Source organism: Sphingobium sp. B11D3A (genome assembly GCF_025961695.1).
Taxonomy (GTDB): Bacteria; Pseudomonadota; Alphaproteobacteria; order Sphingomonadales; family Sphingomonadaceae; genus Sphingobium.
The window spans coordinates 1,736,647-1,750,035 of sequence record NZ_JAOQOE010000001.1; the positions used below are offsets into that span (position 1 = coordinate 1,736,647).

At 61.4% G+C, this 13,389-nt stretch carries 17 protein-coding genes; 12 read left to right on the top strand and 5 right to left on the bottom strand.

Features of this window, described 5'->3' with window-relative positions:
* The first annotated feature begins 11 nt into the window (after positions 1-11).
* The 3 genes from M2332_RS08270 to M2332_RS08280 all read left to right on the top strand — a co-directional run bounded on the left by M2332_RS08270 (position 12) and on the right by M2332_RS08280 (position 2,628).
* On the top strand, positions 12-1,823 hold the full coding sequence (locus M2332_RS08270) for a hypothetical protein (RefSeq protein WP_264573689.1): 1,812 nt from the start codon (positions 12-14) through the stop codon (positions 1,821-1,823).
* Between the two features lies 1 nt (position 1,824).
* Positions 1,825-2,076 (top strand): hypothetical protein, encoded by a 252-nt coding sequence (locus M2332_RS08275; protein WP_264573690.1) that lies wholly within the window; start codon positions 1,825-1,827, stop codon positions 2,074-2,076.
* Positions 2,077-2,220: 144 nt separating this feature from the next.
* The gene (locus M2332_RS08280; protein WP_264573691.1) at positions 2,221-2,628 is read left to right on the top strand and encodes a response regulator transcription factor; all 408 of its coding nucleotides are present in this window, start codon (positions 2,221-2,223) and stop codon (positions 2,626-2,628) included.
* Between the two features lie 293 nt (positions 2,629-2,921).
* On the opposite strand, the gene M2332_RS08285 is transcribed toward M2332_RS08280, so the two are convergent.
* Positions 2,922-3,080 (bottom strand): hypothetical protein, encoded by a 159-nt coding sequence (locus M2332_RS08285; RefSeq protein ID WP_264573692.1) that lies wholly within the window; start codon positions 3,078-3,080, stop codon positions 2,922-2,924.
* A gap of 169 nt (positions 3,081-3,249) precedes the next feature.
* On the opposite strand from M2332_RS08285, the gene M2332_RS08290 reads away from it, so the two are divergent.
* The 9 genes from M2332_RS08290 to M2332_RS08330 are packed head-to-tail and all read left to right on the top strand — an operon-like array spanning position 3,250 to position 10,163.
* Positions 3,250-3,795: a phage baseplate assembly protein V gene (locus M2332_RS08290; RefSeq protein WP_264573693.1), complete on the top strand. Its 546-nt coding sequence runs from the start codon at positions 3,250-3,252 to the stop codon at positions 3,793-3,795.
* The gene (locus M2332_RS08295) at positions 3,792-4,142 is read left to right on the top strand and encodes a GPW/gp25 family protein (protein ID WP_181561028.1); all 351 of its coding nucleotides are present in this window, start codon (positions 3,792-3,794) and stop codon (positions 4,140-4,142) included. The genes M2332_RS08290 and M2332_RS08295 overlap by 4 nt, the downstream gene beginning before the upstream one ends.
* A gap of 17 nt (positions 4,143-4,159) precedes the next feature.
* A complete protein-coding gene (locus M2332_RS08300) occupies positions 4,160-5,329 on the top strand; it encodes a phage tail sheath C-terminal domain-containing protein (RefSeq protein ID WP_264573694.1) in 1,170 nt (389 codons plus the stop codon).
* Positions 5,330-5,367: 38 nt separating this feature from the next.
* Positions 5,368-5,880 carry a phage major tail tube protein gene (locus tag M2332_RS08305; RefSeq protein WP_264573695.1) on the top strand — a complete coding sequence of 171 codons (513 nt, stop codon included), beginning with the start codon at positions 5,368-5,370 and terminating at the stop codon, positions 5,878-5,880.
* 56 nt (positions 5,881-5,936) lie between these two features.
* A complete protein-coding gene (locus tag M2332_RS08310; protein ID WP_264573696.1) occupies positions 5,937-6,248 on the top strand; it encodes a phage tail assembly protein in 312 nt (103 codons plus the stop codon).
* Between the two features lie 11 nt (positions 6,249-6,259).
* Positions 6,260-6,391 (top strand): GpE family phage tail protein, encoded by a 132-nt coding sequence (locus M2332_RS08315; protein WP_264573697.1) that lies wholly within the window; start codon positions 6,260-6,262, stop codon positions 6,389-6,391.
* 2 nt (positions 6,392-6,393) lie between these two features.
* Entirely contained in the window at positions 6,394-8,739 is a 2,346-nt protein-coding gene (locus tag M2332_RS08320) for a phage tail tape measure protein (protein WP_264573698.1), read from the top strand.
* 12 nt (positions 8,740-8,751) lie between these two features.
* Positions 8,752-9,162 (top strand): phage tail protein, encoded by a 411-nt coding sequence (locus tag M2332_RS08325; RefSeq protein WP_264573699.1) that lies wholly within the window; start codon positions 8,752-8,754, stop codon positions 9,160-9,162.
* Positions 9,159-10,163 (top strand): contractile injection system protein, VgrG/Pvc8 family, encoded by a 1,005-nt coding sequence (locus tag M2332_RS08330; RefSeq protein WP_264573700.1) that lies wholly within the window; start codon positions 9,159-9,161, stop codon positions 10,161-10,163. The genes M2332_RS08325 and M2332_RS08330 overlap by 4 nt, the downstream gene beginning before the upstream one ends.
* 17 nt (positions 10,164-10,180) lie before the next feature.
* Here M2332_RS08330 and M2332_RS08335 read toward each other — a convergent pair whose 3' ends face one another.
* From M2332_RS08335 to M2332_RS08350, 4 genes are all read right to left on the bottom strand, one after another.
* A complete protein-coding gene (locus M2332_RS08335) occupies positions 10,181-10,783 on the bottom strand; it encodes a hypothetical protein (protein WP_264573701.1) in 603 nt (200 codons plus the stop codon).
* Positions 10,764-11,996 (bottom strand): HNH endonuclease signature motif containing protein, encoded by a 1,233-nt coding sequence (locus M2332_RS08340; protein ID WP_264573702.1) that lies wholly within the window; start codon positions 11,994-11,996, stop codon positions 10,764-10,766. Before M2332_RS08340 ends, M2332_RS08335 begins: the two co-directional genes overlap by 20 nt.
* A gap of 98 nt (positions 11,997-12,094) precedes the next feature.
* Entirely contained in the window at positions 12,095-12,565 is a 471-nt protein-coding gene (locus M2332_RS08345) for a thermonuclease family protein (protein WP_264573703.1), read from the bottom strand.
* 224 nt (positions 12,566-12,789) lie between these two features.
* A complete protein-coding gene (locus M2332_RS08350) occupies positions 12,790-13,386 on the bottom strand; it encodes a helix-turn-helix domain-containing protein (protein ID WP_264573704.1) in 597 nt (198 codons plus the stop codon).
* Positions 13,387-13,389 lie beyond the last annotated feature (3 nt).

Below are 13,389 nucleotides of genomic sequence, written 5' to 3' on the forward strand. Positions count from 1 at the left end.
TCGGAGGTTCCATGGCTCTCACTATCATTGTCACTGATGCCGGGCGCGCCGCTCTGGTCAATGCCGCCAACAACGGCACCAATCCGGTTGTGATCGCGCAGGCGGGCATCACGGCCACCGCCGTCGTGCCTTCCGCCAGCGCCACCGCCATTCCCGGCGAGATCAAGCGGATCTCGACAATTTCGGGCGACGTAGTGGCCGATGACATGATCCACCTCGTGGTGCGCGACGAAACGGCTGACAGCTACGCCCTGCGCAGCTTCGGCCTCTATCTGGCCGATGGCACGCTGTTCGCCATCTATGGGCAAGCCGAGCCGCTGGTGGAGAAGTCGTCGCAGGCGATGATGCTGCTCGCGATCGACATCGCCTTTGCCGATATCGATGCGGCCGAGATCAGCTTTGGCGATGCCAATTTCATCAACCCGCCCGCCACCGAGACGGTGCAGGGTGTGGTGGAGCTGGCGACGCCGGCGGAAACGGCCGCTGGCGTGGACACATCGCGCGCGGTGCATCCCAAGGGCCTCAAGGATAGCGTCACGAGCTGGCTTAATGCGCGCTTTGGCGAGGGCAACCCTTCGGCCTTCATGAAAGGCCTGCTCGCCACGGCGTCGGCCGCTGCCATGCGCGTCGCGCTCGGGATCAAGAGCGGCGCCCTAAAGGACGAAGGGGCCGGTGGCGGCCTCGATGCTGATCTGCTCGATGGGCAGCACGGGAGCTATTACAGCAATGTGCTCGCCCGGCTTGGCTTCACGCCCGTGAACAAGGCCGGCGACACGATGACAGGGCCGTTGGCGATCAACGCCACCAGCGCGCCTTTCGTCGCGCGAAACAGCGCAAGCGCCACCGGCCATGCCGATATGGCAGGCTTCTCTCAAGCCAATGGCGGGGGCGCTCTCACTGAATTCGCGGTGCTCCAACTCGGTGTGAACAACGTCGGTATTGAGGTCCGCAATCAGTCAAACACCAAAGGCGTGCTCTGCCTTCAGCCCTATGGCGGCGGCGTAGCCATTGGCAACGCGGCGAACACCGCTTGGCACGCCGGCAACGATGGCGCGGGTTCGGGTTTGGACGCCGATACTGTTGATGGCTTTCACGCCTCAAAGTTCATGCAGCGCTATACCGGCGATTGGCTAACGTCAGAAGATAATCTCCCAAGGTTCTACTTCGCGCCGGCCTCCGCAACCTATCTCCGGGTCAACTCCAAAGTCATCTTCCAAAACACCCTCAGCAACGATGTTGGCTGGATCAATGAGGCTGGCGGCATGGAAATGAGGGGCGGCATTGTCGCCCGAAGTGGCTCATCCTACGCTATGTTGGGCAGCGATGGCGATTGCTATCTCCGACGCGCCGATAACTCGCAGGGCGCACTCTATCTTGGAAGCGCATATCTTTACTATGACGGCGGAAATTTCCATTTCGGCAGCGGCGGCCACGTCTACATTAACAACGGTTATGTATGGACTGCCACCAGCGACGGCGCTGGATCGGGCATGGATGCCGACATGCTCGACGGCCTTCACGCCGACGCTTTCGACCGATTTGTCGACGCGAACCTCTCCGCGACCAACGGCTACGTCGTTCACGCAAATGGCCTCAAGGAATGCTGGACGATGCTCTGGGTGCCCGCCGACAGCGCGGCGACATGGGCGCTTCCTGTCGCGCATAGCTCGTGGGTGAATCCCGTCATCGCCATGTCGATCAACAATGGCGAAAACAATGCCCAGCAGACCGTTGGCATCGTGTCAGCCACGACCTCGCACGTCACCATCTATTCGGCCGTGAACTACGGCCAATATGTTCGCATCCAGACTAAAGGCGTTTGAAATGGAAGACATGATCATCAAGATCGGCGCGCTGGACAGCGCGACCCGCACAGTGCCGGTGACATTCACACTGGGCGAGATCGAGCACAGGCGAACCGTCAACGCCGTGATCAAAGAGAATGGCACGCATGATCGCGCCGCGACGGTCGAGCGCGTTCATGAGGTGGCGCGCGGCGTCGCGGAGAAGATCAAGCTCGGGGTCATCACGACGGCCCCTCCGCTCTCACAAGACGCTGAGTGGAGCGCGTCGTAATCCGACCCGCGATGGGCATAGCATCTGCATCCAAAATCGCATCGCTCAACAGAAAAATCGACCAATGGCTTCGGCTATTCGAGCATTAGAAGCTGAAACATCAGCATCGATGAAACTAACATTTGTTAAGTTTGTTTTCCGGAAATGGAGAAATCAACAACCCCTTATGCTCTTGTGGTCGACGATGACGCGCTGATCCTGATGCATGCCTGCAATATTCTGGAGGACGCCGGATTTCGCTGTTTCGACGCATCCGATGGGCAAGCCGCAGTCATGCTGCTCGAAGGGCATGCCCCTTCAATCATTTTGCTTTTTTCAGATGTTGAAATGCCCGGCGGCATTGATGGTTTTGCATTGGCACGTCATGTGGCCGGGCGCTGGCCACACATCGAAATCGTCATTGCCAGTGGGAGAATAACGCCTCAGCCGGGCGACATGCCGGACCGCGCGACCTTCGTGCCCAAGCCCTTCAGTACGCAAATGGTCCACGACCATCTTCGCGCAACCCTCCCAGACGGGAAAAAGCCCGAGCCGCTCAGAACGGCGGTTTAGTTTCACAATCCGCTGGGTTTTCACGCCACCCATTGGAAACAGCAGAGTGATCCATGCCATCAAGCAGCGATGATCAGGAACGTCCTTCATCTTCAGGTTGCGGAGGGAATTTTGCCATCGTCGCAGTCTTCCTCGCGATTTCCGCCCTCGCGATTGTGGCGATGCTTCTTTAGTCCTGTGCTACACCCAATGGCTGAATGCCGCGGCGGGTCGCTTCCTCCAGAACGGCAGCTTGAAGCGCAGACAGGCAATCGGCCTCCGCACTTCGTCGTGCCACCCAAGCCAGCTCATTATCACTCATTTTCTTTGCCATCTCGGCGCAAGCTTGCTGCAATAGGCGCATCCCGGAATCCCGAAATCGAAGTCTGATCATGAGGCGCAAATAGCCTGATAAGCTGCGCCGCAGTACCTGTCCCTTCGGGCGAAAAATCGACCTCAACTGTATCGGTCAAAGTGCCGGAACGCCTTTGATGGGTCTGAGGGGCAACAGCCCCCTGCCTACCACTGTTTGATCTCAATCATCTTCATCGGGCGAGACGCTCTCACCCGATGAAGCCCCGCGCGTGAGCGCAAACCGCGCGGCATGGTCTGGCCATGCGCAACCCTTCCGACCTTGAACAGATGACCGGCGAAGTGATCCAGCTGGGCGCGATCGCATCTGTGGATCCTGCGAACGCCACTTGCACAGTGGCCATTGGCGAGATCACCACCGGCGAGCTGCCATGGCTCGCCCAGCGTGCCGGCGGCGTGCGCTCATGGTCGCCGCCGACCGTTGGCGAGCAATGCGTGGTGCTCGCGCCTGAGGGCGATCTGGCGAACGGGCTGGTGGTGCTCGGCCTCTACAGCAATGCGCACCCGGCACCCTCGACCAATTCCGATCTCGTGCAGCTGGCGCTCAATGATGGCGCGGTGATCGAATATAATCAGGCGGCGCATGCGCTGAGCGCGACGCTACCCGCCGGCGGCACGGCGCAGATCGAGGCGCCCGGCGGCATCGCGATAAAAGGCAATGTAGCGATCGAGGGCGATATCAGCCTCGAGGGCGATATCAGTATGAGCGGCACGCTGACGGCCGAGCAGGATGTGCTGGCGGATGGCAAGAGCCTCAAGAGCCACCGCCACAGCGGCGTGACGGCCGGCGCAGCGCAGAGCGGGCCACCGGCATGAGCGGGATGGACCGCCGCACCGGCGCCCCGCTCGACGGGCCAGACCATATCCGCCAGTCCGTGAGCGACATTCTCGGCACCGCGATCGGCGCGCGCGTCGGCCGCCGTGAATATGGGTCGCTGCTGCCCGAGCTGATCGACCGGCCAATGACCGCGCCCAATATCCTGCGCCTCTATGCAGCTACGGCTCTGGCGCTCTCGCGCTGGGAAAAGCGCCTACGCCTGCGGCGCGTCCAGCTGGTTGCGGGCGATCGCCCTGGCACTGCCTCCCTCACCATCGATGCCGAGCGCACGGATGCCCCAGCGCCGAACGCCCGGCTGCGCCTCACTTACCCCCTCAACGCTTAAAATCGAGGAACCGAGCAATGGCTTTCAAGCACGGCATCACCATCACCGAGATCGATACCGGCGCGCGCACGATCAGCGCCGTGGCCACCGCCGTCATCGGCCTTTTCGCGATCGCCAGCGATGCGAACGCGGCGACCTTCCCGCTGGATAAGCCCGTGCTGATCACGGATCTTGCCGATGCGATCAGCAAGGCCGGCACCAACGGCACGCTCGCCAGCTCGCTGCGCGCGATCAGCTCGATCGTGAGCACACCCGTTGTTGTGGTGCGCGTGGAAGAGGGCGGCGATGCGGCCGAGACGGCCAGCAATGTGATTGGTGGCGACGTGGCCGGCGAAAAGACCGGCATGCAGGCCTTGCTCGCAGCGCGCGCCCAGACGATGGCTCAGCCCAAGATCCTGATCGCGCCCGGCCTCGAGACGCAGGCGGTCACCAAGGCGCTGGCCGTGGTGGCAAAGAAGCTGCGCGCTTTCGCTTATGCCCGCGTCGTCGGCGACACCGTGGCCGAGGCCGGCCTTTATCGCGCCAATTTTGATGAGCGCGAACTGATGCTGATCACTCCGGACTGGCTTGTCTGGGATACGGCCAGCAGCGCCAATGTCACCGGCCATGCTGCTGCTTACGCCGGCGCCATGCGCGCGCTGATCGATCAGCAATATGGGCCGCAAAAGACCCTCTCCAATGTGCCGGTGCCCGGCGTCCTTGGCATCACCAAGGATTTCTATTGGGACATCGAGAATATGACGAGCGATGTGGGCGTGCTCAATCAGGCCCACGTCACCAGCCTCATCCGCACAGATGCCGGCTATCGCTTCTGGGGCAACCGCACCTGCGCGGCGGATACCAGCCTCTATAAGTATGAGAGCACGGTGCGCGTGGCGCAGCTGCTCACCGATACGATTGCCAAGGGCATGTTGTGGGCGGTGGATAAGCCTCTCACCCCGTCGCTCACCCGCGATATCATCGAGACGATCAACGGCTTTTTCCGCCAGCTCAAGGCGCAGGGCGTGGTGCTGGGCGCCAATGCTTGGTTCGATTCCACGCTCAACTCGGTGGAGAGCCTCAAGGCCGGCAAGCTGCGCATCGACTATGATTACACGGTGCCGCCCCCGCTCGAGGATCTCGGCTTCAATCAGCGCATCACGGACAAGTATCTGGCCGACTTCAGCGCGGCGCTGAGCGAGGCCTGATCGCGCGCCATCCTCTTCCCCGATCATAGGAGCAAATTATGGGCCTCCCCCGCGTTCTCAAAAATATGATGCTGTTCAACGAAGGCTCGGCCTATCTGGGCGAAGTCAAAACGGTGACCCTACCGACGCTGACCCGTAAGATGGAAGAGAGCCGCCTTGGCGGCATGAACGGCCCGGTGAGCTTTGACATGGGCATGGAGGCGCTTTCGGCTTCCTTCACAGCTGGTGGCCCGCTGCGCGACGTTCTGCGCCAGTTTGGCGCGACCACGATCGATGGCGTCTATCTGCGCTTTGCCGGGGCCTATCAGCAGGATGACAGCGGCAACGTCGATGCGATCGAGGTGATCATGCGCGGGCGCCACAGCGAGATCGAGATGGGCGACCAGGAGGTGGGGGAGCCGGGCGAATTCAGCGTCTCCAGCGCGCTCGTCTATTACAAGCTGCTTTGGAACGGCCGCACTGAGATCGAGATCGACTTCATCAACATGATCGAGATCGTGGATGGCGTGGATCGCCTCGCAGCCCAGCGCAACGCCATCGGTCTGTTCTAATCGCCACGGCCCGGCTTCACCGGCCGGGCCGCGTCCCCCTTGCCCTTCTGGAGAGCATGATCATGACCATCCCGGCCGAGCCGATCTTTCGCACCGTTTCCCTCGACAGCCCCGTGCAGCGCGGCGAGCAGTCGATCGAGAGCATTCAGCTGCGAAAACCCAAGTCGGGCGAGTTGCGCGGCCTTTCGCTGGTCGATTTGGGCCAGCTCAAGGTCGATGCCCTTACCAAGATCATCCCCCGGATCTCCTCGCCTACGCTCACCGAGGCCGAGGTCGCCAATCTCGATCCCTCTGATCTGCTCGCATGTGGCGCGGAGATCGGGAGTTTTTTGCTGCAGAGATCGCAGAAGGCGGCGCTCCACGACTGATCGAGGATGCCATGGCGGATCTGGCGATCACCTTCCACTGGTCGCCTGCCGTCATGGACGAAATGAGCGTGAGCGAGCTGCTGGGCTGGCGCGAGCATGCCGCCCGCCGGTCAAAACCCCCTGAGAAACCCGGAAAACGCTAGTCATGGCAGCCAAGAACCTCCGCCTGCAGGTCATCCTCGAGGGCCTCGATCGTGTCACCGCGCCGCTCAAGGCGATCACCGGCGCCAGCTCCAATGCGCGCAAGGATCTGGCCGAGACGCACAAGCAGTTGCAGAAGCTCGACGCCGCGCAGCAGCAGGTGGGCAAATATAAGGCGGCCGAGGGCCGCTTTGCCGCCGATACGCAGGCACTGGCGCAACAGCGCGCGAAAATGGAAGAGCTGCGCGCCACGCTGGAACAGACCGAGGCGCCGACGAAGAAGCTGCGAAATGAATTCGCCCGCGCTGAGAAGCAGACGGCCCTGCTCACGGCCAAGGTGGACAGGGGCGGCGACGAACTGCAGCAGCTCTCCCGCCAGCTGGGCGAGGCCGGTATCGACGTGGCGGATCTGGCCCGGCACGAGAATGATCTCGCGATGCGCACGCATGATGCCAATCAGGCCTTGAAGCGCCAGACCGAGCAGCTCGACAAGGTAGCCAAGGCACAGCGCAACACCGATCGGCTAAACGAGGTGAGCGCCAAGGCAACCGGCCTTGGCCTCGGCATGGTGGCCGCCGGCACCGCCGCCGGCGCGCCGATCGTCATGGCGACCAAGCAAGCCATGACGCTGGAGGCCGCCATGGCCGATGTGCGCAAGGTGGTGGATTTCGATTCCCCTCAAGCCTTCGCTCAGATGACCAGTGATATCCTCGACATGAGCGAGCGGATCCCGATGGCGGCCGAGGGCATCGCCGCGATCGTGGCCGCCGCCGGCCGGGCCAACGTGCCCCGTGAGGAACTGCTGCGCTTTGCCGAGGATGCGGCCAAAATGGGCGTGGCATTCGAGAGCGATGCGGAAACCGCCGGCGCGACCATGGCCAAGTGGCGCACGGCCTTCGAGCTACCGCAAGATGGCGTGGTGGAGCTGGCCGATCAGATCAACGCGCTCACGAACAGCTTTGGCGGAAATGTCGGCGCCGTCACCGATATGGTGACGCGCATCGGCCCGCTCGGCAAGGTGGGCGGTCTGGCGGCGGCCCAGATCGCCTCCATGGGCCAAGTGCTCTCGAGCGTGGGTGTTGAGAGCGAGATCGGCGCCACCGGCATCAAGAACATGATGCTGGCACTCACCAAGGGCAGCGCAGCCACCAAATCGCAGCAGAAGGCGTTCGCGTCGCTGGGCCTTGATGCCGAACAAGTTGGCAAGGCCATGCAGAAGGATGCCGGGGGCGCAATCCTCGATGTGCTTGGCCGTCTGCAGGGGCTATCGAAGGAGGCGCAGGCCTCCACCCTCACCCAGCTGTTCGGATCCGAGAGCGTGAGCGCGATCGCGCCGATGCTCAACAACCTCGATCAGCTGCGGGAGAACTTCGCGCTGGTCGGCGACAGCAGCCGCTATGCCGGCTCGATGAATGCCGAATATCTCGGCGCGATCGCCACGGCCGAGGGCGCCACGGGCCTTGCCACCAATGGCCTCAAGGCGCTCAACATCACCATGGGGCAATATCTGCTGCCCACCGTGGTGAAAGTGGCCGGCATGGTCGCCGGTGCGGCCAAAACCATGCGCAGCTGGGCGCAGGAGCATCCGATGCTGGCCAAGGGCATCATGATGTTCGTCGGCGCCGGCGCCGCGCTGCTCATCCTGCTCGGCACCCTGGCGCTCGGCTTTGCGGCGCTGACCGCTGCAGCCGCGCCCTTGGGAATCGCGCTCGGGCCGCTGCTGCTGATCGTCGCCGCCGTGGCCGCCGTCGCCGCTGCTGCCTATCTCATCTATGACAGCTGGGATGGCATCGTTGCCTATTTCAGCGGCCTCTGGAAGGGCATCCTCGCCGCGATCCAGAAAGCGGTGGGGTTCCTCCGCTCGCTCGACTTTGGCCAGATCGGCCGGGATCTCATTCAGGGCCTGATCAACGGCATGCTCGGCAAGCTGGCGGCGCTCAAGGACACGATCGTCGGCGCGGCGAGCAGCGTGGCGAAGTGGTTCAAGGAGAAGCTCGGCATCCATTCGCCGTCGCGCGTGTTCGCGGGGCTGGGCGGCTTTGTGATGGAGGGCCTCGATCAAGGCCTCGCTGCGAACACCGCCGGGCCGCTGCAGCGGATCTCCGAACTATCGGGCCAGATGACGCGCGCACTGGCCGTGGGCGCCGGTGGAGCGGCCGTGGCGATTGCTGGGCCGGCTGCAGCGCAGAGCGGCGCTGGCGCGGCTGCTGCGGCGCAGGCGGCGGCCCCGGTCTACAATATCACCATCAACGCCGCCGGCGGCGTCGCGCAGGACATCGCCGAGGAAGTGCGCCGGGCGATCGAGCAGATCGAGCGGGAGAGGCGCGGGCGCGGCTATGGCGACGATTAAGGAGGCAGCGCGATGCACCTGATGGCTCTGGGCATGTTCGTATTCGAGATGGGATCGCTTGCGCCTGATGAGCTGCAGCGCAAGGCGGACTGGCAACATGCTCGCGCGCCGCGCATGGGCGCGCGCGATGCCGTGCAGTTCACCGGGCCGGGCACCGAGACCATATCGCTCTCGGGCGCCACCTATGCCGAGCTGAGCGATGGACAGGTGAGCATCGACCAGCTGCGCGAAATGGCGAGCGCCGGCGATGCCGTTCCGCTGGTGAGCGGCGCCGGCGAGGTGCTCGGCAATTTCGTGATCGAGGCGATCGATGAGCGCCACGCCTATCTGATGGCCAATGGTCGCCCGCGCCGCATCGATTTCGCCATCGATCTGCTGCGCGTGGATGATCCGGCGCCCGAGGATCCCGAGGCTGGGCAATGAGCGGCCATAATATCGCTGATTGGCGCGTGACGCTGGACGGCGTGGATCTGTCCGATCGCCTTCGGCCTCGCCTTGTCTCGCTCAGTCTCTCCGAGCGGCGCGATGATGAGGCCGATCAGCTCGATATCGTACTGAGCGATACCGATGGCGGCCTCGCGATTCCCAAAGAGGGCGCGGTGCTGAGCGTCGAGATCGGATGGAAGCAGGGCCGCAATGTGCCGATCGGCCTTGTCCACAAAGGCAGCTTCAAGGTGGACGACGTGACCCATGCCGGGCCGCCCGATCAGATCACCATCCGTGCGCGATCCGCGGATTTTACCTCGGAGATCCGTAACCGGCGCGAAGGCAGCTGGAAAGCCACCACGCTGGGGGCGGTTTTGCAGGACGTGGCCGGACGCAACGGCCTCACCGCGAAGGTGGCGCCGGATCTGGCAGCGATTGCCCTGGCATCGATCGCGCAGAGCCGCGAGAGCGACGTGGCTTTCCTGCGCCGGCTCGGCCGCGAGCATGACGCCGTGGCGACGATCAAGGACGGACACCTGATCTTTGTCCGCAAAGGTGCCGGCACCACCACCAGCGGCAAAGCCCTCCCGCACATCGAGATCCCGCGCAGCCATGTTTCGAGCCATTCATGGCAGCGGCAGAAGCGAGAGGGGCAGGAAGGAGTTGCGGCGAGCTGGCACGATCGCGGCGAAGCGAAACGCAAGAGCGTGACGGTGGGCGCGCAGAAGGGCGCCAAGCGCCTGCGCAAGGTCTATCCCGACGAAGCCAGCGCCACGCGGGCAGCGATCGCAGAACGCGACCGGCTCAAGCGCGCGCCTGCTACGCTCGATCTGAGCCTCGCTCTGGGGCGCCCGGACGCGACCCCAGAGGCGCGTGTGACGGTGAGCGGGTTCAAGGATGAGATCGATGCCAATACATGGCTGATCAGTGAGGTGACGCATCGGCTCGATAAAGGTGGCGGCTTTTCTTCAAATGTAAGGTTGGAAACTACAATCTGAGAAAGCTCTTGCACATTCTACGTGTAACTAGCCTTCGCCCTTGCGCTTCGTCCTTTATCCACGAGAAATGTATCGATGTGCCGAAGGCTCGTGCCTTCCAGCTTTTGCTCAGTCATGAAATATTCCAGGCGTTCGCAGAAGCGGGCATAGGGTTTTGGCGACTTGAGTTTAGTCCGAAAGCCCTGTGTGAGAGAGGCTAAGCCAGTTTTAGCGAGTGAGTCTAAAAGAGGGAAAGAATCTGGAGCATGAAAATGGAGGTATTTTGAAGAGAATGAGGCTCTCTGTACCGAATTCACTTCAAATTCTCTGAGAGTGTTGCAAACTATATCGTCAAGATATTGGTGGCACCGCACAACTTCATCGACGTTTTCTAAAAATTCATACTGAGAAACAGCGCTGATCATCTCATCGATTTCGCCGCTTTTAGACACGATGGCGTTGGATATTTCTTCCCATCTTCCACCTAAACCACGTGCGACAGAATACACCCTCGAGATGAAAATCAATTTATTTGAAACTCGGTCAAAGTTCTCATGAGTCCGAAAATCAGAACACATCCGATAAAACGATAAGTTTCCGATACCAAAGGCGGCAATCTCATCAAGGGATTCGTTCGGCACGGCGGACTTCCTTCAGTTTTTCTAAGATGTGAAACTTTTCTGCCGAGTAATGAGCGCGGCGATGATCGTTCGCGCAGAGCGCAACAACGTTATCGTCTTTATCGAGGCCTCCCAAAGCAAGAGGAATTATATGATGCGTTTCCAAATAGAGGTTCCCCCCCTCCATCCTAAATCCGGGCTCTCCGCACAGTTCGCAGCGCCCACGTGACCGGGCAAGTACCCGCCGCCTCACTGCAGGGTCACGAACGTACTCGGCAGACATCGTTTCCTTACGCTCAGGATGTTCCAGATCCTCTTCCCTCAAATCGAATTGGTCAACGTAATGGCTTGCAGCGATACCGCGGGTTAGCTCGCATGCCCCGGTCGCGAAGTCATACGCCGTTATTGTCCATGGTTCGGGATCGAGTTCACGGAACTGCACTTGGGAAGCAGGTCCGTCGAGGGCGTGCTTCTGCCGCATTTTGCCAGCCACAAGGATGACGCGAACAGCCAGATTGGTCCGCACGGCAGCGCTGAGTGCGTCGTCAAGCTTTTGCGCCCGATCAGCCCATTGACGCTTGGCCCCTTGCTGTCGTCGCGCGGTAGCGTCTTCTCGAAAGTTGGCTCGGAGCAGGATCCTTCCGCCTTCATTCAATAGGTCTGAATACCACAGGCTTAAAACGATCAGCTTCTGGGGCTGCAGGAATGCCCATTCGTAGCAATATTTCGGATTGGTTTTGTGGCTTCGTGTTCCCCGGTAGCTACTTTCCCAATCGGAGGTGTCAAAGCCGGTCTCTGCTACTAGGTCAAAAACGAGCCGTTTAGATCGCGGCCTGAGATCATCTAGAGTAGACATCTGCGATTCGAAGGGTCCGTCGGCAGTCGGCTGAGCGACGAAGTCGACTGTGCAACGTTCGAAAACTTGACTGCCCTTAGGACGCCACCACACCTTCGGATGGCCCTGGCGAGCTGCGGAGGTGAATTTCAGCCTCGTCATACCGATTATGAAGCCACGAGCCTCGTTCGTCTCCGCGAACCGCCCCTCATAATCTATGTCGACGATCGCACCCTGTACCCGGACGGCACAGTTGACCCTGCCATTACTGTACCCATCACTTCCTAAAACCTCATGCCTGGTTGGCGTCCAATCGGCTTCAACGGCAAGCCATTGCTGCGGTATAAGGTCTACTGTGTTGTGCCCCTCACCCTCATCAAGCCATTTGATGCCCAGCATCCCGCCCCCCGCGTAAGTAAATTCAATCGAACGCACGTTCTAAATCAGATTGAGACGGCCTCAAGGCCGGCGCTCACAAGTTGATCGCCACAGCGCGATCAACACCAAGGCTCCCGTCGCCCTCCCCATGTACGAGCCAAGCCTTCACTGACGAGCTGGTCGCCGAGGGATTGGCCGTTGCGGATGAGGACGCGGAGTTTTCGGTTGTACTTGTCGGCGTCGCGGTCGCCGAGCTGGCGGACCTCGAAGGGGCCTTCGTTGACCAGTTCTAGGAGGCGGCGCTTGGCTTGTTCGCCCCGCTCCAGTTCCTGGCTGCAGCGTGGCGAGCCGATCTCGGGCGCGTCGATATCGGCGATGCGGACCTTCACGTCGCCGATCCAGAGTGTGTCGCCATCCACCACGCAATTGTAGCGGGCGATCCCGCAGAGGTTGTATTTCACCGTGGTGGCAGCAACGAGCTGATCCGGTGTGCCCTCCCCTCCTCCGCCCGTTCGGGAGCTGAGCGTGCCAATGCCCAAGCCGACGATCGCGGCAGCGCCGAGCACTCCGATCACCTGCAGACTATTCATGCCCGCGAATGTCACACGGGTTCGTTATGGGATCGTAAATCTGCATCGCCGTTGTGCTCACTTCTGAACATTTCTTGCTTTCCTACAGGGAGTTGGCCCATCTAGGCAAGAACGAATCAGGAACAAACGGATAAGGTTGGTGACGGGGAAGACGTGGCGAATGACGCCGGGGTGCGCGTTTGCGTGTGATAGATGCAGCGTGCGGTGCGCGACGATTGCGGCGGTCAGGGACGATCTGTGGCGAGAGACCGAGCAGCTTCTGCGGGCGCAATCATTGGCGCCTTGCCCTGATCGGGCGCGACAGGTCCGATCGCTGCAAAGCCAGCTGGAAGGCGCTGAGCGAGAATTCGCGCGGCTTCGGCCTTCGTTGCGTCGACTGGCACCAGTGCGAGCAAGCTCTGGAACATATCAGCAAGCGCGTCTTCACTAGGCAAGGCAACTGCCATCGTGACGTACTGGACCAGCGGCTTCGCGGCTTCGATAGCGCGCGCCTCCGGCTCCACCTCTCCCTCGTTCAGCCCGGCAAGCTTCATGACTTCGGCGGGATCCACGCCGTACTCGGCCAGCATCGCAGCGACCTTGCGCGCAAAGTCCAAGGGCAAGTGGGATTTCTTGTACGAGTTTGGGTTCTCGTAAAAATTGTACGACGAGGGCCCCATCTCCAGCTTTTCGGCCGCTCTCCGGATCGAAAGAGGAGGGACCGCGCGAAGGCGGAGCGCTTTCAGTTTGGGGCCGACAGGGGACATATCAGCACCATGCAGAAATTTTGAACACTGTCCGTTCAGAATCACTGTTGACGACTGTACAAAAGTTCTGCACATGAA

Coding starts and splice junctions, on each gene's coding strand:
- M2332_RS08315 (WP_264573697.1), top strand. CDS start 6,260: ATGGCGGATCTGGCGATCACCTTCCACTGGTCGCCTGCCGTCATGGAC.
- M2332_RS08305 (WP_264573695.1), top strand. CDS start 5,368: ATGGGCCTCCCCCGCGTTCTCAAAAATATGATGCTGTTCAACGAAGGC.
- M2332_RS08350 (WP_264573704.1), bottom strand. CDS start 13,386: ATGTGCAGAACTTTTGTACAGTCGTCAACAGTGATTCTGAACGGACAG.
- M2332_RS08310 (WP_264573696.1), top strand. CDS start 5,937: ATGATCATGACCATCCCGGCCGAGCCGATCTTTCGCACCGTTTCCCTC.
- M2332_RS08280 (WP_264573691.1), top strand. CDS start 2,221: ATGGAGAAATCAACAACCCCTTATGCTCTTGTGGTCGACGATGACGCG.
- M2332_RS08270 (WP_264573689.1), top strand. CDS start 12: ATGGCTCTCACTATCATTGTCACTGATGCCGGGCGCGCCGCTCTGGTC.
- M2332_RS08330 (WP_264573700.1), top strand. CDS start 9,159: ATGAGCGGCCATAATATCGCTGATTGGCGCGTGACGCTGGACGGCGTG.
- M2332_RS08340 (WP_264573702.1), bottom strand. CDS start 11,996: ATGCTGGGCATCAAATGGCTTGATGAGGGTGAGGGGCACAACACAGTA.
- M2332_RS08275 (WP_264573690.1), top strand. CDS start 1,825: ATGGAAGACATGATCATCAAGATCGGCGCGCTGGACAGCGCGACCCGC.
- M2332_RS08290 (WP_264573693.1), top strand. CDS start 3,250: ATGACCGGCGAAGTGATCCAGCTGGGCGCGATCGCATCTGTGGATCCT.
- M2332_RS08320 (WP_264573698.1), top strand. CDS start 6,394: ATGGCAGCCAAGAACCTCCGCCTGCAGGTCATCCTCGAGGGCCTCGAT.
- M2332_RS08345 (WP_264573703.1), bottom strand. CDS start 12,565: ATGAATAGTCTGCAGGTGATCGGAGTGCTCGGCGCTGCCGCGATCGTC.
- M2332_RS08325 (WP_264573699.1), top strand. CDS start 8,752: ATGCACCTGATGGCTCTGGGCATGTTCGTATTCGAGATGGGATCGCTT.
- M2332_RS08300 (WP_264573694.1), top strand. CDS start 4,160: ATGGCTTTCAAGCACGGCATCACCATCACCGAGATCGATACCGGCGCG.
- M2332_RS08295 (WP_181561028.1), top strand. CDS start 3,792: ATGAGCGGGATGGACCGCCGCACCGGCGCCCCGCTCGACGGGCCAGAC.